This is a genomic window from Spirillospora sp. NPDC047279, assembly GCF_040643285.1.
Taxonomy (GTDB): domain Bacteria; phylum Actinomycetota; class Actinomycetes; order Streptosporangiales; family Streptosporangiaceae; genus Spirillospora.
In genome coordinates this window covers 373373-399400 of record NZ_JBEYUA010000003.1, presented here as the reverse complement: position 1 = coordinate 399400, position 26028 = coordinate 373373, and the positions used below count along the sequence as shown (strand labels likewise).

Here is a 26028-nt window from a genome sequence, read left to right as displayed (position 1 = left end):
AGCATAGAACGAATCACGCAAGCCATTTGCAGTGCTTGCAGAAATTTCAATCGAGCAGCGCGCCACGCCCGGTCGGGTGACCGCCGGCCCGCGCGGGCTCGCCGCAATGGGCGCACACCACGACCGGGTCGAGGACCTCGCCGCACACGTGGATCCAGCGCACCGGCGGGTCCTCGCGGTGCAGGTGCCGGTCGCCCCACTTCATCAGGGTCGAGAGCACGTCGCTCAGCTCCCGGCCCGGCTCGGTCAGGTGGTATTCGTACCGCGCCGGGTGGGCGTTGTAGAGCTCGCGCCGGATGATGCCCGCCGCCTCCAGCTTGCGCAGCCGGGCGGCGAGGATGTCGCGGGACGCCCCGGTGTTGCGGGCGATGCCGTCGAACCGGCGCACCCCGTAGAGCAGCTCGCGGATCACCAGCAGCGTCCAGCGCTCGCCCACGATCTGGAGCGTGTCGGCGACGGAGCACTCGCGGGGGTGAACGTCCTTGTTCGATGTACGCGGCATACGTCCAGCCTAGGCGGGTCGGTTGGGTTCTCCGACCGACCCGCCGCCCGGTCCGGTCAGAGGAGTTCGAGGACGGTGGCGTTGGCGAGGCCGCCGGCCTCGCACATGGTCTGGAGCCCGTAGCGCTCGCCGCGGTCCTCCATCGCGTGCACGAGCGTCGTCATTAGCCGGGCCCCGCTGGCGCCGAGCGGATGGCCGATGGCGATCGCGCCGCCGCGCACGTTGACCCTGGCGAGGTCGGCCCCGGTCTCGTGCCGCCAGGCCAGGACCACCGGCGAGAACGCCTCGTTCACCTCGAAGAGGCCGATGTCGCCGAGGGAGAGCCCGGCGCGCGCGAGCACCTTCTCGGTGGCGGGGACGACCGCGGTGAGCATCAGCAGCGGGTCGTCGCCGGCCACGGCGAACGAGTGGAAGCGCGCCCGCGGCCGCAGCCCGAGCCGCCGGGCCGCGTCGGAGCTCATGATGAGCAGGGCGGCGGCCCCGTCGTTGATCGGCGAGGCGTTGCCCGCCGTCACCTGCCACCCGATCTCGGGGAACCGTTCCGCGTACGCGGGCTGGTAGTAGGCGGGCTTGAGCCCGGCGAGCGCCTCCATGGACGTGCCCGGCCGGACGGTCTCGTCCCGCTGCCCCGTCCAGGCGACCTCGCGGTCGAACTCGCCGCCGTCCCAGGCCGCCGCCGCCCGCCGGTGCGACTCCAGGGCGAACGCGTCGAGATCCTCGCGGGTGAACTTCCAGCGGGCCGTGATGAGCTCGGCGCTGATGCCCTGCCCGACCAGGCCCTCGGGGTAGCGCGCGTGCATGCCGGGCCCGAACGGGTCGCTGCCGGGCAGGACGGCGGACCCCATCGGCACCCGCGACATCGACTCGACGCCGCACGCGATGACGACGTCGTACGCGCCGCTGATCACGCCCTGCGCGGCGAAGTGCGCGGCCTGCTGCGACGAGCCGCACTGCCGGTCGACGGTGGTCGCGGGCACGCTCTCGGGGAACCCGGCGGCGAGGACCGCCGACCGGGTGAGGTTCACGGCCTGCTCCCCCGCCTGGGTGACCACGCCGCCGATCACGTCGTCGACCTCGGCCGGGTCGATCCCGGTGCGGTCGACCAGCGCCGTGAGCGTCCTGGCCAGCAGGTCCACCGGGTGTTCGGCGTGCAGCGCCCCGCCCGGCTTCCCCTTGGCGACGGGCGTGCGCACCGCTTCGACGATCACCGCGTCCCGCATGGCGTCCTCCTCGGTTGGAAAACCAAACCCTCTGGCTCAGATGATCCGCCTGAAAGTTGGAAAACACAACCCACAGCGCGCATGGCGGCCGTCACACATCCGCCGAACATGCGTACGCCTCCCGCCGGTTGATCGGCGGGAGGCGTGCGCGGGACGGGCCGGTCAGAACATGTTCATCGCGGCCAGATTCTCGATCTTCTCGTCGTCCGGCAGTCCCGCCGGGACGGTGAAGCTCTCGGTCACCCCGTTCAGCGTGGTCGAGTTCGAGGCGGGGGCGATCGCGCCGTTGCCCATCCCGCGCGTGGCGAAGCCGCGCCACACGGGGGCCAGGTCGGTGCGGTCGATCGCGGTCACCGCCTGGATGAAGGCGTCCCGGGCCTGCACGAACGTCGGCTGGCTCGGCGTCAGCTTGAGCCCGCCGACCATGTAGTGCACCATGCGCCGCTCGGCGTGGTGGTGCCGGTGCCGCGCGACCAGGTTGACGAACACCTGCCACAACGCCGAGCACCACACCTCCCCGGCGTTGTGCACCTCGTTGTTGGGCGCGTTGACCGGGACCGTGAACGGCGTGATCGGCGGCCCCGCCGGCAGCGCCACGTTGTTGCCGATGTGGCGGAACGTCAGCGGGTTGAGCGTCGTCCGCGCCGAGTACGGATACCGGCGGATCCCGAAGTAGTAGTTGTCGGTGAAGCCGGCCTGGAGGTCGCGGACGACCCAGCCGCCCGCGGCGAAGGCGCCCCGCGCGAAGTCCTCGCCCGCCCGCGAGGTCATGACCAGGGCGAACGCGTCGCCCCAGCCCTCCCCCATGGAACGTCCCTGGACGTTGGTCAGCCCGTTGGCGTTCCCGACCAGCCGGTTGGTGATGTAGTGGCCCATCTCGTGGAAGGTGATCAGGGCCTCGTGGTTGCTCGTCCGGTCCGGGTTCGGCCCGGGGAAGAGGAACATCTGCATGCGCGGGCTGGCGCCGTCCGCGGGCGTCAGCATGTTGGCGTTGGTGGTGCCGCTGAAGTCGTTGCCCTCGGCGAGGATCCGGTCGGCGCCCGCGCCGCCGCGCCCGAAGTTGTCCTGCTGGGCGTTGCCCGCCCCCTCGTCGAAGCCCGCCGCGTACCAGCGGTCGTGCAGCCAGTTCACGTGGAAGAACATCCCGGTGAGGCTGTTCTGCAGGTTGGCCGGGTCGGTCGCGGACAGGCCGTGGTTGTAGGTGTTGCCGAACGTGCGGGTGCTCGTCGTCTGCCCGAGCACGTCACCGTTGCCGCGCCCGTCCGGCGCGACCAGGTCGGCGTACGCCGCGCAGTTGTTGCCCTGCGTGGTGGTCGCGGTGGCGGGCAGCCACGGATCGCCGATCAGGCTGTCGACGCTGACCGCGACCTCCCCCACCGTCGACGCCTGGAACCCGTTGGGCGTGCCGTTCGGATGCGGCGTCCCCGGCGCCGGGCTGTCGAGCGGGCGCAGCAGCACGTCCCGCGTGTTGTGGACGAGATAGGTGAAGGAGGCCTCGGCCGTCAGGTTGTTGCGGAACAGGATGGCCTGCCCGGTGTCGGCGGCCTCGACCACGTAGCTGAACGCGGGCCCCTGCTTGAAGCAGAGCTCCAGGTAGAAGCCCGGGACGAACCGCTCCCCGCCGAACGGGAAGAGCACGTCCTTGACCCGGACCGGCCGTTCGAGCTCCGGTTCCCGGTCGCGCGCCGCGTAGGTGTAGAAGCGGTACGGAGAGCCGTTGCCCGAGCCGGGATCGATCGCCGGCACGAAGTCGGACGGCTCGAAGCCCTCACCGGTGAGGTCGGCGGCGGCCCGCGCGATGGCGTTCTCCGCCGGAACGGAGTCCAGCGCGGCGGTCGGCGCGCCGGCCGCGCCGGGGAACATCTGCCCCGCGACGGCCGTGACCGCGTTGTCGGAGTCGATCGCCACCGTGACCTCGGACCCCCACACCTCGGCCGGGCCGACGCGCTGGACGAGGTGCACGCTCCGCAGGCCGGTCCGGCTGACGCCGGTGACCTCCAGGGTGCCGAGATCGTCCCGGCTCAGCCCCCACAGGTCGGTCCGGTCGGCGACGAACCCGGTGACCGCGGCCTCCGGAGTGGGCGCGGGCGGGCCGAGCGGCTCCGGGTCCAGGTTCCACACCTGGACGGGACCGCCGGTGGCGCCGTCGTAGTCGGTCAGCAGCCGCGGCAGCCGTTCCGCGAGGCGGCGGCTGCCCGTCTCGTGCCGCGGGACGGGGCCGGGCATCGCCAGCCCGGCCGCCTCCGCCGCGTCCCTGTCGTACAGGGCGTGGAAGTTGTCGGGTATCGCCATGTCGTCACCTCTCTCACGGAGCCGGCGCGGCGTGCATCGTGAGAAGGGAGACGACGGCGGAGTTGGCGCTCGGCGTGCCGACCTGAATCCTGGTGCCGTTCAGGATCGCGTCGCGGAGGATCGCCGACCAGAGGCTCTGGGTCACCCGGTCGGGGATCTCCGCGTCGGTGTCGGCGAAGAGGATGAAGGTCTCGGCGCTGCCGTCGGTCTCGTCCTTCATCTGGAATTTCGCGAAGGTCTCGCCGACGTGCATGAAGTCGATGGTTCCGATGACGGATGCCATGATGTGTCCCCTTTTCCGTCAGCCGCAGTCGACCGAGCCGCCGGGCCCTGCCAGGAACCGGAGCAGCCGCTTGGCGAGGGTCATGTCACCGCGCAGCCGGAGCCGCCCGTCCTGAAGGGCGGCCACGGGCGAGTACGCGCCCTCGGCCATCTTCCAGAACGTCTCCGGCGCGATGACCACCTCGACGTCGGGACGCGAAACGCGGTCGCCGCCCGCCCGTCCCGGTGACGCGGTGAGGTAGCGCCGATCGTCCGTGGCGTCGTCCGCCCCCACGGACACCTGGAGCACGACCTTGTCGTCTACGCCGCCGCCCTTGAGGTCGGCCGCGAGACGTTCCATGACCGCGCGGTATCCGTCGTCGGATCCTTTGTCGATTCCTGCGGAGAGCCCCCGCAGGCAGGCGTAACTGGTCACTTCTAGGAACCCCGTTTCCCCTTCGGACCGCGGTGGATCCCCCTCCCCTAGGGGGCCGCCGGTCTGGGGAACAGACAAACAAGCGCACCGGGGTTCCGTCCATGTCTCCCGATGATCCATGTCCGTTCTGACCGAATGTGGAAGCCCGCAGCGAAACCACGGTCAACCGATGTCACGCCTGGGCGGCCGGTTGCCTCGGGGGCCCCGTGGTGGGCGCCGGGACCGGGCGGGGCCTGGGGAGGAAGAGGCACACGACCGCGACGGCGGCGGTGGCGGTCAGGGTGGCCACCCAGCCGGCGTCGAACGCGGCGGCGTCGGGGCGGTCCCCGAGGACGGCGACGAGGACGGCGATCCCGAGCACCATCCCGACCTGGCGGGCCATGGTGACCACGCCGGACCCGGTCGAGAAGTTCTGCGGCGGGACCGCGGTGACGGCGGCGCCGACCAGCGTCGGCAGGGTCAGGCCCACGCCGATCCCGGTGAGGAGCATCCCGGGGAGCATGCCCGCCGCGTACCCGTCCTCGATCCGCCACGTCCACCAGGCGATGCCGCCCGCGAAGAACGCGCACCCGGCGATCGCGAGCGGTCCCGCGCCGAAGCGCCGCGCGATCGGGGCCGCGCCGACGGCGAGCGCGGGCACCATGAGCGGGCCCGGCGCGATCGCGAGCCCGGTGCGCAGCGCCGACCAGTGCCAGACCTCCTGGCACCAGAGCACCGACGACAGCACCATCCCGGCGAAGGCGACCGCGAAGAGCACGCTCGCCAGCGTCGCCGGACCGAAGCCCCGAACGCGGAGGAGCGCCGGCGGCAACACCGGCGAAGGATGCCGGGCCGACCGCGTCACGAACCAGGCGAGCAGGACCAGGGCGGCCACCAGCGAGCCGATGACCTCGGCGGACGTCCATCCCCAGTCGGAGCTCTTCACCACGCCGAGCGAGAGCGACGCGACGCCGGCGGTGAGCGCGGCGGCTCCCAGCAGGTCGGCGCGCGGGGTCTCCTCCTTCGCGGGGGTGCGCGGCAGCAGCTTCAGGCCGGCCACGATCGCGGCGATGCCGATCGGCACGTTCACCAGGAACACCCACCGCCAGTCGAGGTCGGTGAGCGCGCCGCCCACCACCGGGCCGAGCGCGGCGGCCACGCCTCCGATCGCGGTCCAGCCCCGGACGGCCGCCATCCGGCGTTCGGGCGGTGCGGCGGCGAGCAGCAGGCCGAGCGAGGACGGAATGAGGACGGCGGCGCCCGCGGCCTGGACCACGCGGGCGGCGACCAGCGTCCACACACCGGGGGCCAGCGCGCAGGCGACCGAGGCGGCCGTGAAGACGGTGAGCCCGAGCAGGTACGCGCGCCGCGGGCTCGTCCGGTCGGCGAACCCGCCCGCCGGGACCATGAGCGCGGCGAAGACCACCGCGTAGGCGTTGAGGATCCATGACAACGACGCCAGCGAGGCGCCGCCGAAGTGCGTGCCGATCTCCGGCAGGGCGACGTTGACGATGAAGACGTCGAGGTTCGACATCGCCACCCCGGCCGCGACGACGGCGAACACGGGGCCCAGGCGGTGGTCCGTGCGCACGGCACCTCCAGTGAGTTGGAAATATCAACTCACCATAGAGATAGAGAGTTGGAAAAGACAACCCACTGGAGGGGCGATGTCGCGCCCGCGCGCGAACGGAGGCCGCGGCGATCGGGTCGCCGCGGCCTCCGTCGGGACGGGCCGCTAGTGGAAGGGGCCCGAGAAGTCGTTCGTCATATCCCCCCGAGCGTCGAAGGGCTCCGACCTGGAGCCGCCGGTTACTGGAGTGTCAGTCAATGCGCGTCCCCCATCCCCTCGACGTTCAGAGCGGTCACTTCGGACAGTAGCCCAGTGACCAGGAGATTTGTGGATTCAATACCCCAACAACGGTCAAAGCGATCCCCAACTCGGGTCGCTCAGGTGCCTCACGAACAACGTTCAGGGCGTCACGGACATGGCCGCGAGAACCCGGCCGGCCAGGTCCGCGTCGCCGGTGACCTCGACCGTGACGTCAGCGGGCCCGCACCGTCCGGCGGCCAGCCGGACGTAGGTCTCCCAGTCCATGCTCAGCGTGACCGTGGGCACCTGCCCCGGCTCGTCCGCCAGCCGCCCGCGCCCGTCCGCGCCGACCTCGACGTACGCGGTGGACGGCAGCGGGCGCGTGACGCGGAACGCCACCGACTGGCCGGGCGCCGCGCCCGCGCGCTTGGCGACCACCATCGGCAGGCCGGGCCGCAGGATCGTCCGGGCGCACTCCGCGCCGGGCGCGTCGAGGTTGCCGGGCCGGCCGGTCGCGCGCCGGACGTCCTGCTCGTGCACCCAGCAGTCGAACGCGCGGAAGACCATGAACATCGAGTACGGCACCATGCGGCCGTTCGGCGCCATCGTCTCCTGGTCCGGGTCGATCGTGGCGAGCGCCGCCAGCCGCCGTTCCAGCACGTCGCGCAGCTCGCCGAGCACCCGCGGGCCGGGCACCGGGCGGCGCGCGTCGACGCCGAGCTCCAGCATGCGGCCCATCTCGCCGCGCACGTGCGGGAGGTCGTCCGGCAGCACGTGCAAGGACGCCGGGTCGTCGCCGAGCAACATCGCCTCCACGCTGACGATGTGCGAGACGACGTCCTTGACGCTCCAGCCGGGGCACTCGGTCGGCAGGTCCCACTCGGGCCCGGTGAACGTCTCCGCGAGGAGGATCGTGGACCGCACCGTCTGCTCGAACGCCCCGACGTTGCGTCGCATCTCGCCGTCCGCCCCGGCGCCGTCGTTCACGCGGATCTCGTTCGCCACATCGTGCACCCTAAGCCGTCACGGCGGCGGGTAGAAGCGCACCTCCGGCCGGCCCACCCGGCCGTAGCGCGGTCCGCCCGTTCAGGCGTGGGCGGGCTCGGGCTCGGGCACCACCGCGGGCGCCGGCTCGGGCTCGGGCAACCTGAAGCGGATCACGACGATCAGCTCGGGCATGCCCATCGCGGCGCGGTAGCGGTCCGCGGGCCCGGTGCCGAGCGCGGCGTGGATCTCGCCGAGTGGCGTGGCGCCGTCGCAGTCGACGTCAAGGAGGAGCCGCGGGCGGTCCGTCGATCCGGTCAGCCGGGTCCGCACGTCGCGCACCCCGGGCAGCGGCTTCGCCGCGCGCACCAGGTCACGGCCGGCCGCGCGGGCGAGCATCCGGGTGGGCCCGTCGACGGCCGCGCGGCGCCGCCCGGCGGCGTTCCTGAGCAGGCGCGCCGTCCAGACCGCGCCGGCCAGCGTGACGATCTCGGCGACCGCGGCGACGACCGGCCAGAACCAGTCCGCCCCGCCGTGGCGGGTCATCGCCGCGTCGAGCAGCGGCGCCCCGGCCCGTTCCGCGCCGAACGCGCCGAGCCCGAGCGAGAGCGTCGCCGCACCCGCGGCCAGCAGCACCAGCCCGGTGATCGTGATCCCGACTCGCATCCGCCCTCAGTCCTTCCGCCAGCTCAGCCGCACGTCCACGCGCCGCTCGTCCATCAGGCCCACCGACTCCAGGTGCGCGGTGACGGCCGTGCGGACCAGGTCGGAGAGGTTGGCGGGGTTGCGGTAGCGGGTGGACGCCCAGACGACGACGCGCCGCCGGCGCCGCAGCCTGCCGCGCAGCCGCACCTTCGCCTTGCCGACGCCGGGCACGCCGAGCGCGGCCGCGGTCAGCGACCGTTGCAGCGCGGAACGGGCGACGCCGGCCGCCGACCGGCCGCCGGTGCCGCGAAGCGCGACCAGCCGGGCCCGGCCCGGCAGCGCGGCGAGCAGGAGCAGCAGACCGGTGCCGGCGAGCCCGGCGCCGGTCGCGAGCACTCCGGCGTCGCGCCAGGTCAGCCGACGTGACAGCCGCGCGACGTCCTCGGCGGGCAGCAGCCGGAACGGCCGGCCGAGCATGAACGCCAGCGTCTCGTACGCCACGATGCCCGCGGCGGACGTCACCACCAGCGCCGTCACGAGGCCGATCGCCGTCCGGCGCGGCCGGAACTCGGCCACGGCCAGCCGCCGCGCCCGCGCCCGGTCGCCGTCCCGGTCCGGCGCGTCCTCCATCAACTCCGTGATCAGCGTCTCGCCCATCACCACCCCCGTGGAGACTTCGACGCACCGTCAGGTGCCGTTACCCATGGTGAGGCAATGTCACCGTGGGAAAGCGGCAACCGCGAGAACCGGCGTGTCCCCAGGTCAGCGGAAGACGACGGTCCTGTCGCCGTTGAGGAGGACGCGTTGCTCGGTGTGCCAGCGGACGGCGCGGGCGAGGGCGAGGCACTCCATGTCGCGGCCGACGGCCATCAGGTCCTCGGGGCCGTGCGCGTGGTCGACCCGGGAGATCTCCTGCTCGATGATCGGGCCCTCGTCGAGGTCGGCGGTGACGTAGTGCGCGGTGGCGCCGATCACCTTGACGCCGCGCTTGTGCGCCTGGTGGTAGGGCCGGGCGCCCTTGAAGCTCGGCAGGAACGAGTGGTGGATGTTGATGATCTTGCCGGGCAGCTTGGCGCAGAACTCGTCGGAGAGGATCTGCATGTAGCGGGCGAGCACGACCAGGTCGGCGCGGTAGTGCTCGACCAGCGTGAACACCTCGCCCTCCTGCGCCGCCTTGCCGCCCTTCCGCACCGGCAGGTGGTGGTAGTCGATCCCGTACGACTGGGTGAGCGGGCGCAGGTCGGGATGGTTGGACACGACCGCGACGATCTCGATGTCGAGCAGGCCCGACCGCTGCCGGTAGAGCAGGTCGTTGAGGCAGTGCCCGGCCTTCGACACCATGATCAGCACTCGCTCGCGGGTCGCCGTGGCCTCCAGCCGCCAGTCGAGCCCGAGCTCGCCGCCGAGCACCGCGAGGTCTCCGCGCAGCTCGTCCTCCGGCGTGGCCGTCAGCGCCGCGAACTGCACGCGCATGAAGAAGGTGCCGCTGTCGAGGTCGCTGAACTGCTGGCTCTCGAGGATGTTGCAGCCGCGCTCGGCCAGCAGCCCGGAGACCGCGGCCACGATGCCGGGCCGGTCCGGGCACGAGAGCGTCAGCACGTATTCGGTCACGGTCTCACTTTCGCCAGGGTGCGGTTCGTCACGGATCTCGGCGCCGGAGGTGCGCGGGCCGTCCGGAGCGAGGGACTCGAGCTTACGCCCGGCGTCCCGCCCGAGGTGGCCGCCCGAGTGCGCGCCCGGCCCGGATTGAGGAGGATGGGCACGTCGTCTCACGACCGGAGGGCGAGTGCCGACGGGCGCTTCCGGAAGGTCGAGCCCTTCTTCCTGGCCCGCTTCAAGGACCACCCCGAGGTGGCACCCGCCGCGTTCACGCCGGAGGAGGACGAGACCTTCCTCGCCTTCGGCTGGCACGCCCCGGCCGAGCTCCCCGCCCTCGACCACCTGGAACCCCCCCGACCTCCTCCAGGCCGTCACCGCGCTCCTCTCGGCGCGGCCTTCCTAGGGCCCGCCGGGCCCGGCGTCAAGGGTCAGGACGCCGTGGGCCAGGTGGGTGAGGGCGTCGGTGATCTCCGCGGGGGTGCGGCCCTGGTCGCGCTGGTGGACGTACGACTCGGACGCCAGCGGGGCCAGGAGGTTGTCGGCCAGCGCGCCGGGGCCGGGGACGGAGGGGGAATGACCTGGGCCTTGCGCTGTTGGAACGGCCATGGGCTCAGCACTGGCCGGAACACGCTTCTCGATCCTCGACCGTTCGCGGACGCGGGTGGGCGAGGACCACCCGAGCGCCCTGCGCGCCACCGTCGCGTTCGCCCGCCAGGCCGAGGAGCTGGGCTATCACCGCTTCTGGGTGTCCGAGCACCACGGCGTCCCCGGTGTCGCGGGTTCGGCGCCCACCGTCCTGGCCGCCGCCGTCGCCGCCGCGACCACCCGCATCCGGGTCGGCACCGGCGGCGTGATGTTGCCCAACCACCGCCCGCTGGTCGTCGCCGAACAGTTCGGCGTCCTCGAATCCCTCCATCCGGGCCGCATCGACATGGGCCTCGGGCGTTCGGTCGGCTTCACCGGCGGCGTCCGCGCCGCGCTCGGCCACGGCAAGGACGACGCCGACGACTTCCCCGCCCAGCTCACCGAGCTGCTCGGCTTCCTGCGGGGCGATCAGGGCGCCTATCCCGGCGTGCGGGCCTGGCCCGCGGACGGCCTGCGCGTCCCGGCGTTCGTCCTGGCCACCGGGTCGGGCGCCGACGTGGCCGCCGAGTTCGGCCTGCCCCTCGTCATCGCCGCCGCCCGCGGCGAGGACCGCATGGTCGAGGGCGATCCGCCGCTACCGCGCGAACTTCCGCGGCGGCGGCGCCCCGTACGTCGTCGTCTCGGGCACCGTCGCGGTCGCCGCGACCACCGAGGAGGCACGCCGCCTGCTCGTCCCCGAGGCCTGGGCGAACGCCTACTCGCGGACGCGCGGCGAGTTCCCGCCGCTCGCGCCGCCCGGCGAGATCCTCGCCGGCGCCATGACCGACCGCGAACGCCGGATCTTCGACGAGGCGATGCGCGGCCACGTCCACGGCACCGAGGACGAGGTCGCCGAGCGGCTCGAAGGCCTCATCGAACGCACCGGCGCCGACGAGATCCTCGTCCACACCAGCACCTGGGACCGCGACGCCCGGCTCGAGTCCCACCGCCGCCTGGCCCGCATCGCCGGCCTGAACCGCGCCTCCCTGCGCACCGCGTCCTAGGACGCCGGTCCGATACCGGCGATCGTGACCGTCACCCGTGCCCCAGGACGCCCGGACCGGCCGCGTTCAGGCGAGACGTGCGCGCACGGGCAGGATGATCTCCTCGGCCAGCCGGTGCGCGACGCCGTGCGGGTACGGCGGCCGCAGGCTCAGGACGAGGTGCGTGAAGCCGGCGCCGATCAGTTCGAGTGAGGTCTCCACCGCGCCGGCCGTGTCCTCGAGGTCGACGATCATCTGCACCGATCGGGTGATCCCGGCCGGGTCGCGCCCGATCTCGGCGCAGCGGGCGTCCAGCGCGCGGGCGCGCTCCGCCAGGATCTCCACGGGGTTGTGCGGCGGGCCGGGCATGTTCCAGATGTCGGCGTGCTCCGCCACCAGACGCAACATCCGGTCGCCCCACCCGCCCACCAGGATCGGCGGCGTCCGGACGGGCTTGGGCTCGTTGCGCGTGCCTGCGAGCGTGTAGTAGCGCCCGTCGAAGTCGAAGACGTCCTCGCTCCACATGCGCCTGAGGATCGTCAGGGTCTCCGCCAGCCGCGCGATCCCCTCGCCGGGCGGTACGAGGGTGAGCCCGTAGGCCGCGTACTCGGCGATGGCCGGGTTCTCCCCGGCGATCCCGCCCGCGCCCGCCGGCTGGTGCGTCCCGCCGGCGCCGATGCCCAGCACGAGCCTGCCGCCCGAGATGACGTCCACGGTGGAGGCCATCTTGCCCAGTACCGCCGGCTGCCGGATCCGGTTGCTCGTCACCAGCAGCCCCAGCCGCAACCGGCTCGTCTGCGCCGCCAGCGCGCTGAGCAGCGTCCACCCCTCGTAGACGGGCCCGTCCTTGGGACCGGCCAGGGGAAGCATGTGGTCCCACAGCCAGGCGTCCTCGATCTCCTGGACGGTGTCGGCCTCACGCCAGACCCGCAGGATGTCGGCGTAGCCGACGTGCATGGGCGTGGTCTTCACGCCGAATGTCACTCGCATGCCGCCAGGCTAAGCCGTAAACTCAACATATCTCTCGACAGAAAAGACCTCTTCTCTCAGATGCGGATCAAGGCACCCCTCTCCCTCCAGCCCGGTGATCGTGCCCGGCTGGAGACGATGGCCGGAGGCGACGGCACACCGGCACGCCGCGCCCGGATCGTGCTGCTGGCCGCCACCGGACTGCCCAACACCGTGATCGCCGAACGCACCGCCACCGCCGTGCCGACGGTCCGCCTCTGGCGCCGCCGCTACGAGGCGGGCGGCATCGACGCCCTCGCCGACCGGGAACGTTCGGGACGGCCGCGCACGGTCGGCGACGCCGAGATCGTGCTCCGCGCCCTCGGCGGCGGCCGGTCGTCCCGGCACGTGGCGGCGGAGCTCGGCGTGTCGTCGCCGACCGTCCTGGACGCCTGGCGCCGCTACGGCCTGCGCCCCTGGCTGGACGAGCCGCCCGCCTTCGCCACCGTGCCCCCGCTCGACGCGCGGATCGCCGGGATCACCGGCTTCTACCTCGACCTCCCGCACCGGGCGGTCGCGCTCGATCTCGCGGACGGCTCGGCGCACGTCGTCTGCACCGGCCGCACCCGCGAGATCGAGGCGTGGGCGCCGGTGGCCGCGACCTTCCACGCCGCGCCCCCGGAGGCCGACTGGGACGACCTGATCGAGATCTTCAGATCGATCCCCGAAACGAAAGAGACTTTCCGTTCGGACCCGGCTCCCGCGGCCTTCGCCGGGCGGCTCGGCTTCCTGCTCAAGCACGCCTACCTCCGGCACGTCGAGGAGTCGGCGCGGGCCCTCGCCCCGCTCGGGATCAACGGACGCGAGCTCGCCCTCCTCGCGCTCTTCGCCGCCGAGCCGCTCTCCCAGACGGAGGCCGCCGGGCGCCTCGGCGTCGACCCGACCACCATGGTCACGCTCGTGGACGCCCTCGAGGCCAGAGGGCTCCTCCGGCGCCGCCGGAGCGCGCGGGACCGCCGCCGCAACCTCGTCGAGCCGACCACGGCGGGCGGCGCCGTCCTGGCCCGCGGCGAGCGGGTGCGCCGGGACCTCGAAGACCGTTTCCTCGAGCCCCTCGGCGAGGACGGCCCACGCCTGATCCAGGCTCTCCAGGTCCTCGCCGTCCCGGCCCACCCGACGTCCCGGGCCTCGATCGAGACGCCCTAGATCGACTGGCCGACGCCGAGCAGGTTGCCCTCACTGTCGCGGAACCAGACCGCCCGCTCGCCGACGCCTCCGTGCGACGGGTAGTCGCCCCGCACCTCCACGACGCCGTTCACGGCCGTGAAGCCGGGCATGTCGAACTCCTCGAACTCCACACCGCGCTCCCGCAGCTCGGCCACGACCCGGTCCAGGTCGTCCACCCGCCATGCCATCTGCGTGTGGTCGCCCGAGGGCCTCCCCGCCGACTGGAAGAGCGCGAAACTGCCGCTCTGGCAGTGGTAGAGCAGCCCGCCCGGCCTCTCCTCCGCGGGCTCCAGGCCGAGCTTGGCGGCGTAGAAGGCCCGTGCCCGTTCGAGATCCTGCGCGGGAAGCCGCGACGCCACCGCCGCCGCCCCGAGGAGGCCGCCGTGCCCGTGGCCCAGCCGCTCCCGGCGGAGCCTCCAGTAGTCGGGCCCCAGCTCGATGAGCTGCAGGACGTTGCCGTCCGGGTCCTCCAGGGTGGCGAACCACGCGCCGCCCGCCTCCCGGTACTCCAGCTCGGTGATCCAGGTGACGCCCAGCCCGTCGAGCCGTTCCGCCAGCGTGCGAGCGTTCTTCACATGCAGGTTGATGATCACCCGCGGCTCGGCGGCCCGGGGCGCCACGTCGTCGCGCCCGTCGATGAGCACGCCCACCTCGCCGAACCGCAGGAACCCGTCGCCGTCCGCCTTCATGTCGAAGGCCGTCTCGTACCAGGCGCGCAGCCGCCCGGGGTCGGTGCTGCCCAGCAGGATGCTTCCGATGGGCGGATTCATACGTCCTCCAAGTTCGCGGTCATCCCGTCTCGCGGTCGTCGCACATGCAGACCTCGCCGCCGGCGAGAACTCATCGCCGTGCCGGCTACGCGGAGCGGTCGCGGGTGCGGGCGGACCGAGCTCCTCGCCTCGCTGCCGGGATCCATGGGCCTGACGACCGGCCGGGCCCCCACGCCGGCACACGGGGTGGGGGCCTTCGCGCCGGTACGGCACTGGGGCGGGCAGGACCTAGCGGAGGTTGCGGAAGAACTCGCGGAGGTCCTTGACCAGCAGGTCGGGGGCGTCGTGCGCGGCCCAGTGGCTGCCGCGGTCGTACTCGTTCCAGTGGACGATGTTCTTGTGGTCGCGCTCGGCGAACCTGCGGATCGGCCGGAAGTCGAACGCGAAGCTCGCCAGCCCGATCGGGACCGTGGTCGGCTCGGCCGGCTGCTCGGCCTTGTGGTTCTCGTAGTACCAGCGGGCCGCCGACGCGCTGGTGTTGGTGAACCAGTAGAGGGCGATGTTGGTGAGGATCACGTCCGGGCTCGCCACGTCGCCGAGCAGTTGGCCGCTCCAGGCGACCTGGCCGGCGGGCGAGTCAGAGAGCGCGTGCGCGAGCGTCTGCGGCTGGGCCTGCTGCGCCCGGTCGTGGACGGCGTGCTCGACGAAGCCCTGGAGGAAGCCCAGGTATTCGAGCTCGTCCTGCGTGAGCCCCTCGAACTCGGCCGGGTCGCCCGACGGGAACGAGAAGATCTGGTTCACGTGCAGGCCCACGACGTGCGCGGGGTCGACCCGGCCGAGGAACGGGGCCAGCACCGCGCCGGCGTCGTTGCCGTGCGCGCCGTACCGCTCGTAGCCGAGACGGCGCATGAGCTCGGCCCACGCCCTGGCCGTGCGCTCGGCGGCCCAGCCCTTCTCGCTCGGCGCGCCGGTGAAGGCGAAGCCGGGCAGCGAGGGGATCACCACGTGGAACGCGTCGGCCGGGTCGCCGCCGTGCGCGCGGGGGTCGGTCAGCGGCCCGACCAGGTCGAGGTACTCGACGAAGGTGTTGGGCCAGCCGTGGGTGAGGATCAGCGGGGTGGCGTCCGGCTCGGGCGAGCGGACGTGCACGAAGTGCACCTCCAGCCCGTCGATCTCGGTGGTGAACTGCGGGTACTCGTTGAGCCTGGCCTCCTGGGCGCGCCAGTCGAACTCGTCGCGCCAGTACTCGACCAGGGTGCGGACGTACGACACCGGGACGCCCTGCTCCCAGCCGGGCGCGATCGGGCCCTTCTGGACGCCGTCGGTGACCTGGTCCTCGGGCAGTTCGTTCGCGAAGCGGGTGCGCGCGAGGCGCTCCTGGAGGTCGTCCAGGTCGGCCTGCGGGACGTCGATGCGGAACGGCTTGATCTCAGCCATGGAGTGCCCCCTTCGGATGGGTTCTTACACGTCCTACTATAGCAGAACGAAGCATTCCGTTCCAGTCTTGGAACGCCTCAGCCGGTTCGCAGCGGCGCCCCCGCGTGCTCGGCCCCGACGACCACGCCGACCAGGACCGCGTCCGCGTCGCCGTCGTTGCGCCAGGCGTGCACGACCCCGTTGAGCACGATCCAGTCCCCCGGCTTCAGGCGGATCTCGGTGTCCTCCAGCACGCACACCGACTCGCCGGCCAGCTGCATCAGGCAGTCGACCGAGGCGGTCGCGTGCATGCCGGTGAAGCCCGGCAACGTCCCGTACACCCCCGGCGGGTTCGGGTCGTCCACGATCGCGACCGAGGCCGCCAGCTGCTCCCGCGCCCGCTCCGCCGCCTCCACCGGGTCGGACACGTCGAACATCGCGTCCGAGTTGAACCCGGCGGGAAAGGTGAGGCGCAGGACATGGAAGCCGCCCGGCATCGGGATCAGCGGGCCGACGAACTCCGGCCCGGCACCCTCGTCCGGAAGCTCGACGACCTCGTCGGACGCCCAGATCGTGTACCGCGGCGCGAACCGCGGGCTGAACGGCTCCACCGCCTCGTCGCTGACGACGACCGCCTTTCCGGCGACATCATGACCGGTGACCACACGACGCACGCTCATCACTCGGACCTCCCTCCGTGTCACCCGAAATCGCCGCCCTGACCGCTTCAGGACGAACGTTCCGGGCGCCGAGACCGAAAAGATCGCCGTCAGTGTGGTGACCGTCCGGCGCGCCGTCCAGAAAAACCCCGAAAACGGCCTAGACCATCACAATGCGTGTTGCGAGGTAGTTAAGTCTCCTGTGACCCATCCGCCCCACCAACCTCCGGTCCCCTAGGGTTCCGATCCCCTGGACTGTCGAATCGGAGGATTCGGGTGGAGCTGCGCGACATCGAGATCTTCCTGACGCTGGCCGAAGAACTGCATTTCGGCCGGACCGCCGAACGGCTGCACATCTCCCAGTCCAGGGTCAGCCAGTCGATCAAGAAGCAGGAACGCCGGCTCGGCGCCGTGTTGTTCGACCGCACCAGCCGGGTCGTCCGCCTGACCTCACTCGGCGAGCAGCTCCGCGACGACCTGCTGCCGGTCCAGCGCGAGCTGCGCCGCATCATGGAGCGCGCGGCCCGCGCCGCCCACGGCGGCGACCCCGGCCTCCGGCCGAGGAGCCCGGCCTGACCGCGGGGGCGGATGCTCGCCGAGCAGCTCGCGCACCCGGCCCGGCGTCGCGCCGAGCTCGGCGCGCATGACCCGGCCGAAGTGCGCCTGGTCGCTGAAGCCGAGGCCCAGCGCCAGCGCGGCGAGATCGGTCTCGCCCTCCTCGATGCGCGACAGCGCCCGGCTCACCCGCACCCGGTTGCGGTAGCGGCTGACGGTCATGCCGACGTGGTGGCGGAACGTGCGGCTCAGATGCGACGGCGAGGTCTCCAGCGACCGCGCCAGCCCCACCAGGTCGTCGCTCCCCGGCTCGTCGGCGACGACCGCCTCCCGCGCCCGCCGGGCCAGCTCGCCGCGGCCCGGTCCCGGCCGCTCGTCGGGCCGGTCGCGCAGCGCCAGCCCCAGCAGGCCGACCACCGTCTCCGCCAACGAATCGGCCAACGAATCCGGCCCCGGCGCCGCCGCACCCGCCGCGCCGGTCGCGCGGAAGGGAAGCGCGCGGAGGAGAAGGCGGTGGGCGAGCTCCAGCCGGGCGTCGACGCGCACTTCGGGGGAACGCGGCTCGGGCAGGCCGGCGAGGAGGGCGTCGCCGACGAGGGTGATGGACGTGCAGACATCGCCGCCCGCCGGATGCGCGAAACGTTCCTCGACGCCGGGAGCGTGCAGGTAGCCCGTCGTCGGGTCGGCCACCAGCTCGCGCCCCTCGGAGTCGAGCCGGAAGCGCCCCCGCCTGACCAGCACGATCTGGGTGGCGACCGACCGCTCCGGCCGGGACCACCCGGCATGGTCGTCCGCGCAGTCGACCGTGTCGATCCGGAAGTGCGGCCCCTCGACCACTGCTCGCGCCCTACGCACGTTTCCAATCTACGGGCCGCCTCCGACGTTTCCCGGGCCTCCTGCCGGACCGCGCCCCAGGCCCGTGCCGGACCCGTACCGGACCGCATATTCCTTCAAGACGGGACGGCGGCCGGCGGCGCATGATCGAGCCGTGACCGACCTTCTCCCCCGGGTGCGCCGGGGACCGATGCTGGCCGTGCTGCTCACCGGGCAGGCGATGGCGGCCATGGACGGCTCGATCGTCTCGGTGGCCGCGCAGACGATCCACGAGGACCTGAACGCGGGCGGCGCCGCGATCCAGCTGATCGTCTCGGGATACCTGCTGACGACGGGCGTTCTGCTGGTCACCTGCGCGCGGCTGGGCGACGTCCTCGGGCACCGGCGCGTGTTCCTGGCCGGGCTGGCCTGGTTCACGCTGGCCTCGGCGTTGTGCGGGCTGGCGCCGACCGCGGCGACGCTGGTCGTCGCCCGCATCGCGCAGGCGGCCGGCGCGGCGCTGCTGATCCCGCAGGTCTTCTCGCTGATCCAGCTGCACTGGGACGGCGCGGCCCGGCACCGGGCGATCGGTCTCTACAGCATGGTGCTGGCGCTGGGCGTGGCGCTCGGGCAGGTCGTCGGCGGCCTGGCGGTCGGCGTCTCCTGGCGGTCGGCGTTCCTGATCAACCTTCCGGTCGGCGCGCTGCTCCTGGCCATCGGGACGCGCGTGCTGCCGGCCGCCGCGAGCGACGTCCGGCGGCCCCGGCTGGACCTGGTGGGCGTCGCCGGGCTGACCGCGGCGATGACCACGTTGATCGTGCCGCTCATCTTCCTGCCCCCGTACGCCTGGGCGTGGCTCGTGCTGGGCGTCGTGCTGCTCGCGGCGTTCGTGCGGTACGAGGTGAACGCCCCGCACCCGGTGCTCGACATGGCGGCGTTGCGGCCGGCGGGGGTGAAGCCGGGCCTGGCGGCGTGCTGGATCGTCATGGGCTGCTACACGGTCTTCCTGCTCACCCTGACGCTGCACCTTCAGTCCGGGCTCGGCTTCTCCCCCATCGAGGCGGGCCTGGCGTTCGTCCCGTACGCGCTGGGCTTCGGGGCGTTGAGCCTCACCTGGAACCGCTACCACCCGCGGGTCCAGCGGCTGCTCCCGCCGGCGGGGCCGCTCGCCTTCGCGGTGTGCGCGGCCACGCTCGTCCTGACGCAGCACGACGGCTGGCGGCCGTTCGGCGCCGTTCCGCTGCTCATGGTCGCCGGAGCGGGGCACGCCGCCGGGTACAGCCCGCTCATCGCCCGGATCACGACCATGGTGGACACCCGGCTGGCCTCGGCGATCTCGGCGCTCAACACCACCGGGCCGCTGCTGGCGAGCGTGACGGCCGTCGCCGGGCTGGGGAGCGTCTACTTCGCCGCCCCCACCTCCGCCGACGGCCTCGTCCGCGTCGTCGCCGCGCTCGCCGTCCTCCTGGCGCTCGGCTCCGCCTGCGCGGCCCGCGTCGTCCTCCGGAGACCGCCTCGCCCCACGGCGTGAGGCCCGTCTAGGCCGGGCCGCCCTCGATCATCTTCTTGAGCGCGGAGACGTCCACGACCTGACCGGAGGGCGGCGCCTTCACGTCGACGGGGACGTCGTAGGCGAAGTCGACGCGGCCGGCCTCGCCGGCGTCGATGCGCAGCACGATCGGCTCGCCCTCGGTGGCCACGTACAGCCGGCCCTCGCGGTCGCCGAGCGCGATCGCGCCGCGCCCGTCGATCGTCGTCGTCGTGCCCTTCCGCACCGTCCCCTCCGGCCGCAGCAGGGTGGACACGTCGGAGAACTCGGCCAGCTCACGGAAGTCCGGGTCCTTGGACGTGGTCCTGAAGAACTTGCCCGACAGCAGCTGGACGGCGCCCTTCCCGCCGATCGACCGGAGGAAGGCGTCGTCGCCCTTGATGTAGACCGTGTCGCCGATCCGGGTCAGCTCCAGGCGGGTCTCGTCCATCGTCAGCGCGCCGGTGGCACGCTTCTCGCCCGCGTACCTGAGGTCGAGCGCGACGGAGTGCGGCCCGTCCTTGACCTTGCCCTTGATCTGCAACGAGGCGGCCGCGGCCGTGGCCTTGCGGGCCGCGCTCAGGATCTTGGCCGCGCTCAGCTTCTCGACCCCGTTGGGCGTCGCCGCGGGCGTGGGCGTCGCGGCCGGCGCCGTGCCGGACGGCGCGGAGGTGCCCGGCCGCACCGACCCGGCGCCGTCGTCGCCGCCGGCGTCGCATGCGACCGTCATGGTGAAAACGAGTGCGATCGGCAACGCGAACGCCGGAGTGAGCGTCCTATTAATGCTCATCGGTCCCCTTCTCCTTGTGTCAGGGACGAGGCTGATGGACGTCAGTGCGGGATCGCTGTCGTCGGTCTGCCGTCACTGCGCTCGGACTGCCGGCGGACTGCGATCCGGCTTCCGCGCCGGTCAGGAGGGTGCACGTGCGGTCTCTGCGCTTCGAGATCCTGGGGCGGCCGCGCGCCTGGGGTGACGACGAGGAGCTCGATCTGGGCCCCGGCAAGCAGCGGGCCGTCCTCGCCGTCCTCCTCGTGAACGCCAACCGTCCGGTCTCCGTGCCGTCGATCGTCGACGCGGTGTGGGGCGACGAACCTCCGGACAACGGCTCCAACGTCGTCCAGAAGTACGTCGCGGGGTTGCGCCGGGTGCTGGAGCCGGATCGCTCGCCGCGCTCGCCCGGCGAGATGCTGACGCTGAGCCCGGCCGGATACGTCCTGCACGTGGGCCCCGACGGCCTGGACGCCGAGCTGTTCCAGCGCGACGTGCGGGCCGCGCTCGCCGTGCGCTCGGACGCCCCGGCCGAGGCCGCCGCGCGGTTGCGCGCGGCCCTGGCGATGTGGCGCGAGGAGGCGCTCGCCGGGCTCAGGGGCCCGGTCTTCGACGCGGCCCGCGACCGGCTCGGCGACCAGCGCGCGTCGGCGCTGGAGGCCTGCGCCGAGATCGAGCTGGAGCTGGGCCGGCACGAGGCGCTGGTGCCCGAGCTGACCCTGCTGGTCGCCGACTTCCCGCTGCGCGAGCGGCTGCGCTACCTCCTGATGCTGGCGCTCTACCGCTGCGGGCGGCAGCCCGAGGCGCTGGCGGCCTACCGCGCCGCCCGGACGTTCCTGGACGAGGAGTTCGGGGTCGAGCCCGGCGAGCGGCTCCAGGACCTCCATCTCAAGATCCTTCGCTCCGACCCGGCGCTGACCCCCGACCGGCCGATCGAGGACCGGCGGACGCCGTCGTCGCGGCCACCGGAGTGGGTCGTCTCGCCGCGCCGCCCGGAGTGGGTCTCCCCCTCGGCGGCCCCGGCGGCCGCGTCCGCGGGGGCGTCGGCCGTGGGCTCGGCGGCAGCGGCGGTCTCGGCTCCGGTGGACTTCGCGCCTCCGTCCGCGCCGGTCGACACGCCCCCCGGCCCGGCGGCGCCATCGGGCTGGACCCCGGCGCCGGTGGCGTTCCCTCTGGGCCACCCCGCGCCGGTGGCCGCCCCGGCCGAGCGCCACGGCATCGGGTTGCCGGCGCAGATCGCGCTGGTCGCCGTGCCCCTGCTCACCTGCGGCACCGCCGGATGGACCGTGCCGGCCTTCCTGGCGGCCCGGCGCCGTAGCCTCGTGCTCGCGCTGTCGGCCGCGGCCTACCTGGCCCTGGCGTCCTTCTTCATGGTCGTGCTGGTGACCTCCGGGCCGGACGGGTCCAACCCGCCGTGGGACGGCCCGGCGATCGTGGCGGTGATCGTCGCGTCGCTCGGCGCGGCGGTGCAGATCGCCGTCGTGACCATGCCGGACCACGGCCCGGCGCACGGCCGGGCGGCGGCCGCCGCGGAGGAGCCGCCCGACCCGCTCATGGTCGACCTGGTCGAACGGCGGACCAGGCGGGAACAGGCGCGGACCCTGACCCGGCACCACCCGGCGATCGCCCGCGAGCTGCAGATCGGCCGCCCCGACCTGCCGCGCACGTTCGACGACGGCGGCCTGGTGGACGTCAACTCGGTGCCCGAGCACGTGCTGGCCAACCTGCGCGGCATCGGTCAGCACGAGGCCAGGCTCATCGTCGCGGTGCGGGAGAGCGAGCCCTACGCGTCCGCCGAAGACCTGATCATACGCGAGGTGCTCCCGGCGCACGTGGTGCACGCGTTGCACGAGACGCTGATCGCCGTTCCGCACCCGCGGACTACCGGTGAGTAGTTTGCGGGCGTTCGTGGCGGTTAGATTCGCTCCCATGCGGCGAATCCTGCTCCTCGTGCTGACGGCCACTCTCGTGCTCGCCGGCTGCACCGAGAACACCGGGGACGGTGGTGGCGGCAAGAGCACGGGCACCGGAGACAAACGGCCCACCCGGGTGGACGGCATCCCGACCAGCACCGGCACCTTCAAGCAGAAGCTGGACGTGGGCACGGTCGGGCACCGCGAATACCTGCTGACCGTGCCGCCCAAGCTCACCAAGGGCAGGTGGGAGGACGGCAAGCCGGCCAAACCGCTCCCCCTGGTGCTGGCGCTGCACGGCGGCCTCTCCAACATGAGCCAGTTCAGGTCGCTGAGCGGGTTCGACAAGGTGGCCGACGACAAGGGCTTCCTGGTCGCCTACCCCGACGGCTTCATGACGACGTGGAACGCGGGCGACTGCTGCGGCGCGGCCAAGATCGGCAACGTGGACGACGTCGCGTTCCTGAGCAAGCTGATCGACAAGCTGACCGGCGCCGGGCTGGCCGACCGCGAGCGGGTGTACGTCACGGGGTTCTCCAACGGGGCCGGGATGGCGTACCGGATGGCCTGCGAGCGGCCCGGCAAGGTGGCCGGGATCGGGGTGGTCGAGGGCGCGCTGGTGACCTCGTGCGACCCGGACCGCCCGGTGTCTGCGATGATCTTCCACGGGACCGCCGACCGGAGCGTGCCGTTCAACGGCGGCGGGCGCCGGGACGTCAACGACAGCCGGGGGTTCCCGCCGGTGTCGAAGGCCGTGGAGTTCTGGCGGGAGCGCGGCGAGCTGCCGCCGGTGCGGCAGACCGCCGGCACCATGGGCGGCGCCCCGTCCGGCACGCAGTGCAACACCACCGGCAAGGGGTCCCAGGGCGCCCAGGTCACGTTCTGCAAGATCGTGGGCGGGACGCACCGCTGGCCCGGCGGGGCGAGCCGGATGTTGTGGGACTTCTTCTCCGGCCATTCCCGCGGCTAGCTGGACATGAATAACTTTCACATCTAGCGTTTTCTGTGGCAACCTGGCTGGTATGAACCTCCGGGAGCGCTACGACGCCGCCACCGCCGACCTCGAGGCGCCGTTCGCGGTCGTCGACCTCCAGGCGTTCCGCGACAACGCCGCCGACCTGGTCCGCCGCGCGGCCGGCAAGCCGATCCGGGTGGCGAGCAAGTCGGTGCGGTGCCGCGCCCTGCTGGACGAGGTCCTGGCCATGGACGGGTTCGCCGGGATCATGGCGTTCACCCTGCCCGAGGCCCTCTGGCTGGCCGAGCAGCGGACCAGCGACGACATCCTGGTCGCCTACCCCACCAGCGACCGCACCGCGCTCGCCGCGCTGGCCGCCGACGAGCACGCCGCCGCCACGGTCACCGTGATGGTCGACTCGGTCGAGCACCTCGACCTGATCGAGGAGTGCGCCGACGGCCGCCCGGTCCGCGTCTGCGTCGACATCGACGCCTCGTACCGCGCGCTCGGCGGCAGGCTGCGGGTCGGCGCGCGGCGTTCCCCGCTGCACGGCCCGGACGAGGTCCGCGGGCTGGCCGAGACGATCCTCAAGCGTCCCGGCCTCCGGCTCGTCGGCCTGATGGCGTACGAGTCGCAGATCGCCGGGGTCGGCGACCTGCCGCCGGGCAAGCCCGCCATGGCCCGCACGATCCGCGCCATGCAGAAACGTTCCCGGCTCGAACTGGCCCGGCGCCGCGCCGCGATCGTCAGGGCCGTGCGCGAGCTCACCGACCTGGAGTTCGTGAACGGCGGCGGCACGGGCAGCGTCGAGAAGACCACCGCCGAACGCGCGGTCACCGAGATCGCCGCGGGCTCCGGCCTCTACCAGCCGCACCTGTTCGACTACTACTCCAACTTCCGCGGCAGGCCCGCGGCGCTCTTCGCGCTGCCGGTCGTGCGCCGGCCCGGCCCCGGCGTGGTGACCTGCCTGGGCGGCGGCTACCTGGCGTCCGGCCCGGCCGACAGGATCCGCCTGCCGCAGCCCTACCTGCCGACCGGCCTGTCGTTCGACGGGAACGAGGGCGCCGGCGAGGTCCAGACCCCGCTGCTCGGTCCGTCCGCCGACCTGCTGGGCCTGGGCGACCGGGTGTGGTTCCGCCACACCAAGGCCGGTGAGCTGTGCGAACGATTCGACGCCCTCCACCTCCTGGAGGGCGAACGCCTCGTGCGCACCGTGCCCACCTACCGTGGCGAGGGCCGCACCTTTCTCTGACCTCGAACTGACCTCTTCCGTCAAGGGCGAGTTCAGTGCTGGACCGGTTAAGTTGGGCGGCATGACCGACGCACCGTTGATCAGCGTGCGCGGCGAGGCCGTACTGGAGGTCGAGCCGGAGATCGCACGGCTCCACGTGCACGTGGAGGTTCAGGAGGGCGACCGGCGCAAGACCCTGGACACCCTGGTGGCCCGCAACCAGGCGTGCCTCGACCTGATCAGGTCGTACGGGGAGGCGGTCGAGACGCTCGAGACGGGCGGTCTCTCGATCACGCCGCTGCTGAAGTACCGGCGGCGGGAGGGCGACGTCCGCGCCTACCGCGGCACCGTCTGGATCAAGATCGCGGTCATCGACTTCGCGGTCCTCGGCGAGCTGGTCACCCGGCTCGGCGATCAGGAACGCACCTACGTCAACGGCCCCGCCTGGGAGCTCCGCCGCGACAGCGAGGTCTACAAGGAGGCCGCGCGGCAGGCGGCGCACGAGGCCGTGGCCCGCGCCCGCAGCTACGCCGGGGCGCTCGGCTCCCGGCTGACGGCGCTGGTGGAGCTGGCGGACGAGGGCCTCACCACCGGGCCCGCGCACGGGCCCCAGGAGTACATGGCCGCCGTCCCCGCCTTCGCGGGCCAGGCCGGCGCGGCGCCCTCCGCCCCCGAGGCGATCGCGCTCGAACCCGAGACCCAGATCGTCCGCGCCGCCGTGGAGGCCCGGTTCCGCGCCACCGCGCCCGCCGACCTGGAGGGGCCGTGACGCCCGGCGGCGCCATGACCGACACGACGACCGGCACGACGGACGGAACGGCCGGGCCCGCGGGCATCGCGAAGGCTCCGGGCACCGCCGGGGCTCCGGGCACCGCGCCGGAGCCGTCCCTGGAGGCGCCCTGCGCGGAACGCGGCCCCGGGGTGCCGACCGGCGGCCGGGGCCTGGACGTCTTCCTCACCGGCCAGGTCTTCATGGACATGATCTTCACCGGGCTGCCCGGGCTGCCGCCGCCCGGCACCGAGCTGGTCACCGACGGGCTCGGCTCGGCGCCGGGCGGGATCGCCAACATCGCGGTCGCGATGAGCCGCCTCGGCCTGCGCACCGGCCTCGCCGCGCCGTTCGGCGACGACATGTTCGGCGCCTACCTGTGGCGCACGCTCTCCGAGCAGGAGGACGTCGACCTCAGCTGGTCGCGCAAGGTCGGCGGCTGGTCCACGCCGGTGACGGTCTCGCTGGCGTACGCCGCCGACCGCAGCATGGTCACCTACACCAAGCCGCTGTCGGTGTCGGCCGCCGACCTGATCAGCGACCTGCCGCGCACCGCGACCTGCTTCATCGACATCGACCGCGACGTCCCGGCCTGGGCGCTGGCCATGCGCCAGGAGGGCGCGCTGGTCTTCGCCGACCTCGGCTGGGACCCGACCGAGACCTGGTCCACCGACGTGCTCGACCGGCTGGCGCACGTCGACGTCTTCCTGCCCAACGCGGTCGAGGCGATGGCCTACACGCGCACCCGCACCCCCGAGGCCGCGCTGGAGGCCCTCGCCGCGCGCGTCCCGGTCGTCGTGGTCAAGCAGGGGTCGCGCGGCGCCATCGCCGTCGACTCCACCACCGGCGAACGCGCGTCCGCGCCCGCCCTGCCCGTCGAGGCGCTCGACCCGACCGGCGCCGGCGACGTCTTCGCCGCGGGGTTCGTCTTCGGCACGCTGGCGGGCTGGCCGCTCGGCCAGCGGCTGTCCTTCGCCAACCTCTGCGCCGGGTTGTCGGTGCGCCACTACAGCGGCTCCCTCGGCGCGCCCTGCTGGGGCGAGATCGCGGCGTTCGGCGAGTCCGGCGAGGTCCCGCCCGAGGTGCTCGAACGTTACGACTTCGTCGTCCCCTACATTCCCGAGACCGAGCTCGACCGCGGCGCCGACTCCGTCACCCGCGCCGAGCCGACCCTGCGGTGAGCGGGGCGGCAGTGTGACC

General features: G+C 73.0%; 24 protein-coding genes and 2 pseudogenes. 9 read left to right on the top strand and 17 right to left on the bottom strand.

The genetic code is table 11. From position 1 onward, the window contains the following. Positions 1 to 46 precede the first annotated feature (46 nt). The 11 genes from ABZ810_RS09065 to ABZ810_RS09015 form a co-directional block, all read right to left on the bottom strand. A complete protein-coding gene (locus ABZ810_RS09065) occupies positions 47 to 502 on the bottom strand; it encodes a helix-turn-helix domain-containing protein (protein ID WP_358401179.1) in 456 nt (151 codons plus the stop codon). Between the two features lie 56 nt (positions 503 to 558). Then, on the bottom strand, positions 559 to 1722 hold the full coding sequence (locus ABZ810_RS09060; protein WP_358401177.1) for a thiolase family protein: 1164 nt from the start codon (positions 1720 to 1722) through the stop codon (positions 559 to 561). A 162-nt stretch (positions 1723 to 1884) separates the two neighbouring features. Further along, the gene (locus ABZ810_RS09055) at positions 1885 to 4014 is read right to left on the bottom strand and encodes a M36 family metallopeptidase (protein ID WP_358401174.1); all 2130 of its coding nucleotides are present in this window, start codon (positions 4012 to 4014) and stop codon (positions 1885 to 1887) included. A 13-nt stretch (positions 4015 to 4027) separates the two neighbouring features. Beyond that, positions 4028 to 4297, bottom strand: coding sequence for a hypothetical protein (locus tag ABZ810_RS09050; RefSeq protein ID WP_358401172.1), 270 nt, complete (start codon positions 4295 to 4297; stop codon positions 4028 to 4030). Between the two features lie 18 nt (positions 4298 to 4315). Then, a complete protein-coding gene (locus tag ABZ810_RS09045; RefSeq protein WP_358401170.1) occupies positions 4316 to 4636 on the bottom strand; it encodes an SCP2 sterol-binding domain-containing protein in 321 nt (106 codons plus the stop codon). A 247-nt stretch (positions 4637 to 4883) separates the two neighbouring features. Beyond that, a complete protein-coding gene (locus ABZ810_RS09040; RefSeq protein ID WP_358401167.1) occupies positions 4884 to 6281 on the bottom strand; it encodes an MFS transporter in 1398 nt (465 codons plus the stop codon). A 378-nt stretch (positions 6282 to 6659) separates the two neighbouring features. Continuing rightward, a complete protein-coding gene (locus ABZ810_RS09035; RefSeq protein WP_358401165.1) occupies positions 6660 to 7505 on the bottom strand; it encodes a maleylpyruvate isomerase family mycothiol-dependent enzyme in 846 nt (281 codons plus the stop codon). 81 nt (positions 7506 to 7586) lie between these two features. Further along, positions 7587 to 8150, bottom strand: coding sequence for a hypothetical protein (locus ABZ810_RS09030; protein ID WP_358401163.1), 564 nt, complete (start codon positions 8148 to 8150; stop codon positions 7587 to 7589). Positions 8151 to 8156: 6 nt separating this feature from the next. Further along, entirely contained in the window at positions 8157 to 8786 is a 630-nt protein-coding gene (locus tag ABZ810_RS09025) for a DUF6286 domain-containing protein (protein WP_358401161.1), read from the bottom strand. 105 nt (positions 8787 to 8891) lie between these two features. Beyond that, positions 8892 to 9740 carry a formyltetrahydrofolate deformylase gene (gene purU, locus ABZ810_RS09020; RefSeq protein WP_358401159.1) on the bottom strand — a complete coding sequence of 283 codons (849 nt, stop codon included), beginning with the start codon at positions 9738 to 9740 and terminating at the stop codon, positions 8892 to 8894. A 387-nt stretch (positions 9741 to 10127) separates the two neighbouring features. Further along, positions 10128 to 10334 carry a hypothetical protein gene (locus ABZ810_RS09015; RefSeq protein ID WP_358401157.1) on the bottom strand — a complete coding sequence of 69 codons (207 nt, stop codon included), beginning with the start codon at positions 10332 to 10334 and terminating at the stop codon, positions 10128 to 10130. Here ABZ810_RS09015 and ABZ810_RS09010 point away from each other — a divergent pair. Beyond that, positions 10333 to 11356, top strand: a pseudogene (locus ABZ810_RS09010) (LLM class flavin-dependent oxidoreductase). The gene ABZ810_RS09015 and the pseudogene ABZ810_RS09010 overlap by 2 nt on opposite strands. Positions 11357 to 11422: 66 nt before the next feature. On the opposite strand, the gene ABZ810_RS09005 reads toward ABZ810_RS09010, so the two are convergent. Continuing rightward, positions 11423 to 12325 carry an LLM class flavin-dependent oxidoreductase gene (locus tag ABZ810_RS09005; RefSeq protein ID WP_358401155.1) on the bottom strand — a complete coding sequence of 301 codons (903 nt, stop codon included), beginning with the start codon at positions 12323 to 12325 and terminating at the stop codon, positions 11423 to 11425. Between the two features lie 60 nt (positions 12326 to 12385). On the opposite strand from ABZ810_RS09005, the gene ABZ810_RS09000 reads away from it, so the two are divergent. Further along, on the top strand, positions 12386 to 13489 hold the full coding sequence (locus ABZ810_RS09000; RefSeq protein ID WP_358401152.1) for a helix-turn-helix domain-containing protein: 1104 nt from the start codon (positions 12386 to 12388) through the stop codon (positions 13487 to 13489). On the opposite strand, the gene ABZ810_RS08995 is transcribed toward ABZ810_RS09000, so the two are convergent. From ABZ810_RS08995 to ABZ810_RS08985, 3 genes are all read right to left on the bottom strand, one after another. After that, positions 13486 to 14280 carry a VOC family protein gene (locus tag ABZ810_RS08995; RefSeq protein WP_358401150.1) on the bottom strand — a complete coding sequence of 265 codons (795 nt, stop codon included), beginning with the start codon at positions 14278 to 14280 and terminating at the stop codon, positions 13486 to 13488. The two genes, ABZ810_RS09000 and ABZ810_RS08995, sit on opposite strands and share 4 nt — an antisense overlap. Before the next feature lie 228 nt (positions 14281 to 14508). Next, positions 14509 to 15657: an epoxide hydrolase family protein gene (locus ABZ810_RS08990; RefSeq protein WP_358401147.1), complete on the bottom strand. Its 1149-nt coding sequence runs from the start codon at positions 15655 to 15657 to the stop codon at positions 14509 to 14511. Positions 15658 to 15734: 77 nt separating this feature from the next. Then, entirely contained in the window at positions 15735 to 16316 is a 582-nt protein-coding gene (locus tag ABZ810_RS08985) for a hypothetical protein (RefSeq protein WP_358401145.1), read from the bottom strand. 255 nt (positions 16317 to 16571) lie between these two features. Between ABZ810_RS08985 and ABZ810_RS08980 the strand changes: the two are divergent. Continuing rightward, positions 16572 to 16697 (top strand): annotated as a pseudogene (locus ABZ810_RS08980) (LysR family transcriptional regulator); the annotation flags it as partial. A 48-nt stretch (positions 16698 to 16745) separates the two neighbouring features. On the opposite strand, the gene ABZ810_RS08975 reads toward ABZ810_RS08980, so the two are convergent. Then, positions 16746 to 17705, bottom strand: coding sequence for an AraC family transcriptional regulator (locus ABZ810_RS08975; RefSeq protein ID WP_358401142.1), 960 nt, complete (start codon positions 17703 to 17705; stop codon positions 16746 to 16748). Positions 17706 to 17838: 133 nt separating this feature from the next. Here ABZ810_RS08975 and ABZ810_RS08970 point away from each other — a divergent pair, with 133 nt between their 5' ends. Then, complete coding sequence (locus ABZ810_RS08970; protein WP_358401140.1) at positions 17839 to 19194, top strand: MFS transporter; 1356 nt, start codon at positions 17839 to 17841, stop codon at positions 19192 to 19194. A 7-nt stretch (positions 19195 to 19201) separates the two neighbouring features. On the opposite strand, the gene ABZ810_RS08965 is transcribed toward ABZ810_RS08970, so the two are convergent. Further along, a complete protein-coding gene (locus ABZ810_RS08965) occupies positions 19202 to 19981 on the bottom strand; it encodes a hypothetical protein (protein ID WP_358401137.1) in 780 nt (259 codons plus the stop codon). 134 nt (positions 19982 to 20115) lie between these two features. On the opposite strand from ABZ810_RS08965, the gene ABZ810_RS08960 reads away from it, so the two are divergent. The 5 genes from ABZ810_RS08960 to ABZ810_RS08940 all read left to right on the top strand — a co-directional run bounded on the left by ABZ810_RS08960 (position 20116) and on the right by ABZ810_RS08940 (position 26009). Then, positions 20116 to 21855 (top strand): BTAD domain-containing putative transcriptional regulator, encoded by a 1740-nt coding sequence (locus ABZ810_RS08960; protein ID WP_358401135.1) that lies wholly within the window; start codon positions 20116 to 20118, stop codon positions 21853 to 21855. A gap of 34 nt (positions 21856 to 21889) precedes the next feature. Next, the gene (locus tag ABZ810_RS08955; RefSeq protein WP_358401132.1) at positions 21890 to 22843 is read left to right on the top strand and encodes a PHB depolymerase family esterase; all 954 of its coding nucleotides are present in this window, start codon (positions 21890 to 21892) and stop codon (positions 22841 to 22843) included. A gap of 52 nt (positions 22844 to 22895) precedes the next feature. Continuing rightward, positions 22896 to 24080, top strand: a complete 1185-nt coding sequence (locus ABZ810_RS08950; RefSeq protein ID WP_358401129.1) for an amino acid deaminase/aldolase — start codon at positions 22896 to 22898, stop codon at positions 24078 to 24080. A gap of 61 nt (positions 24081 to 24141) precedes the next feature. After that, positions 24142 to 24828 carry an SIMPL domain-containing protein gene (locus tag ABZ810_RS08945; protein ID WP_358401127.1) on the top strand — a complete coding sequence of 229 codons (687 nt, stop codon included), beginning with the start codon at positions 24142 to 24144 and terminating at the stop codon, positions 24826 to 24828. A 14-nt stretch (positions 24829 to 24842) separates the two neighbouring features. Continuing rightward, entirely contained in the window at positions 24843 to 26009 is a 1167-nt protein-coding gene (locus ABZ810_RS08940; protein WP_358401124.1) for a PfkB family carbohydrate kinase, read from the top strand. Positions 26010 to 26028: the final 19 nt, after the last annotated feature.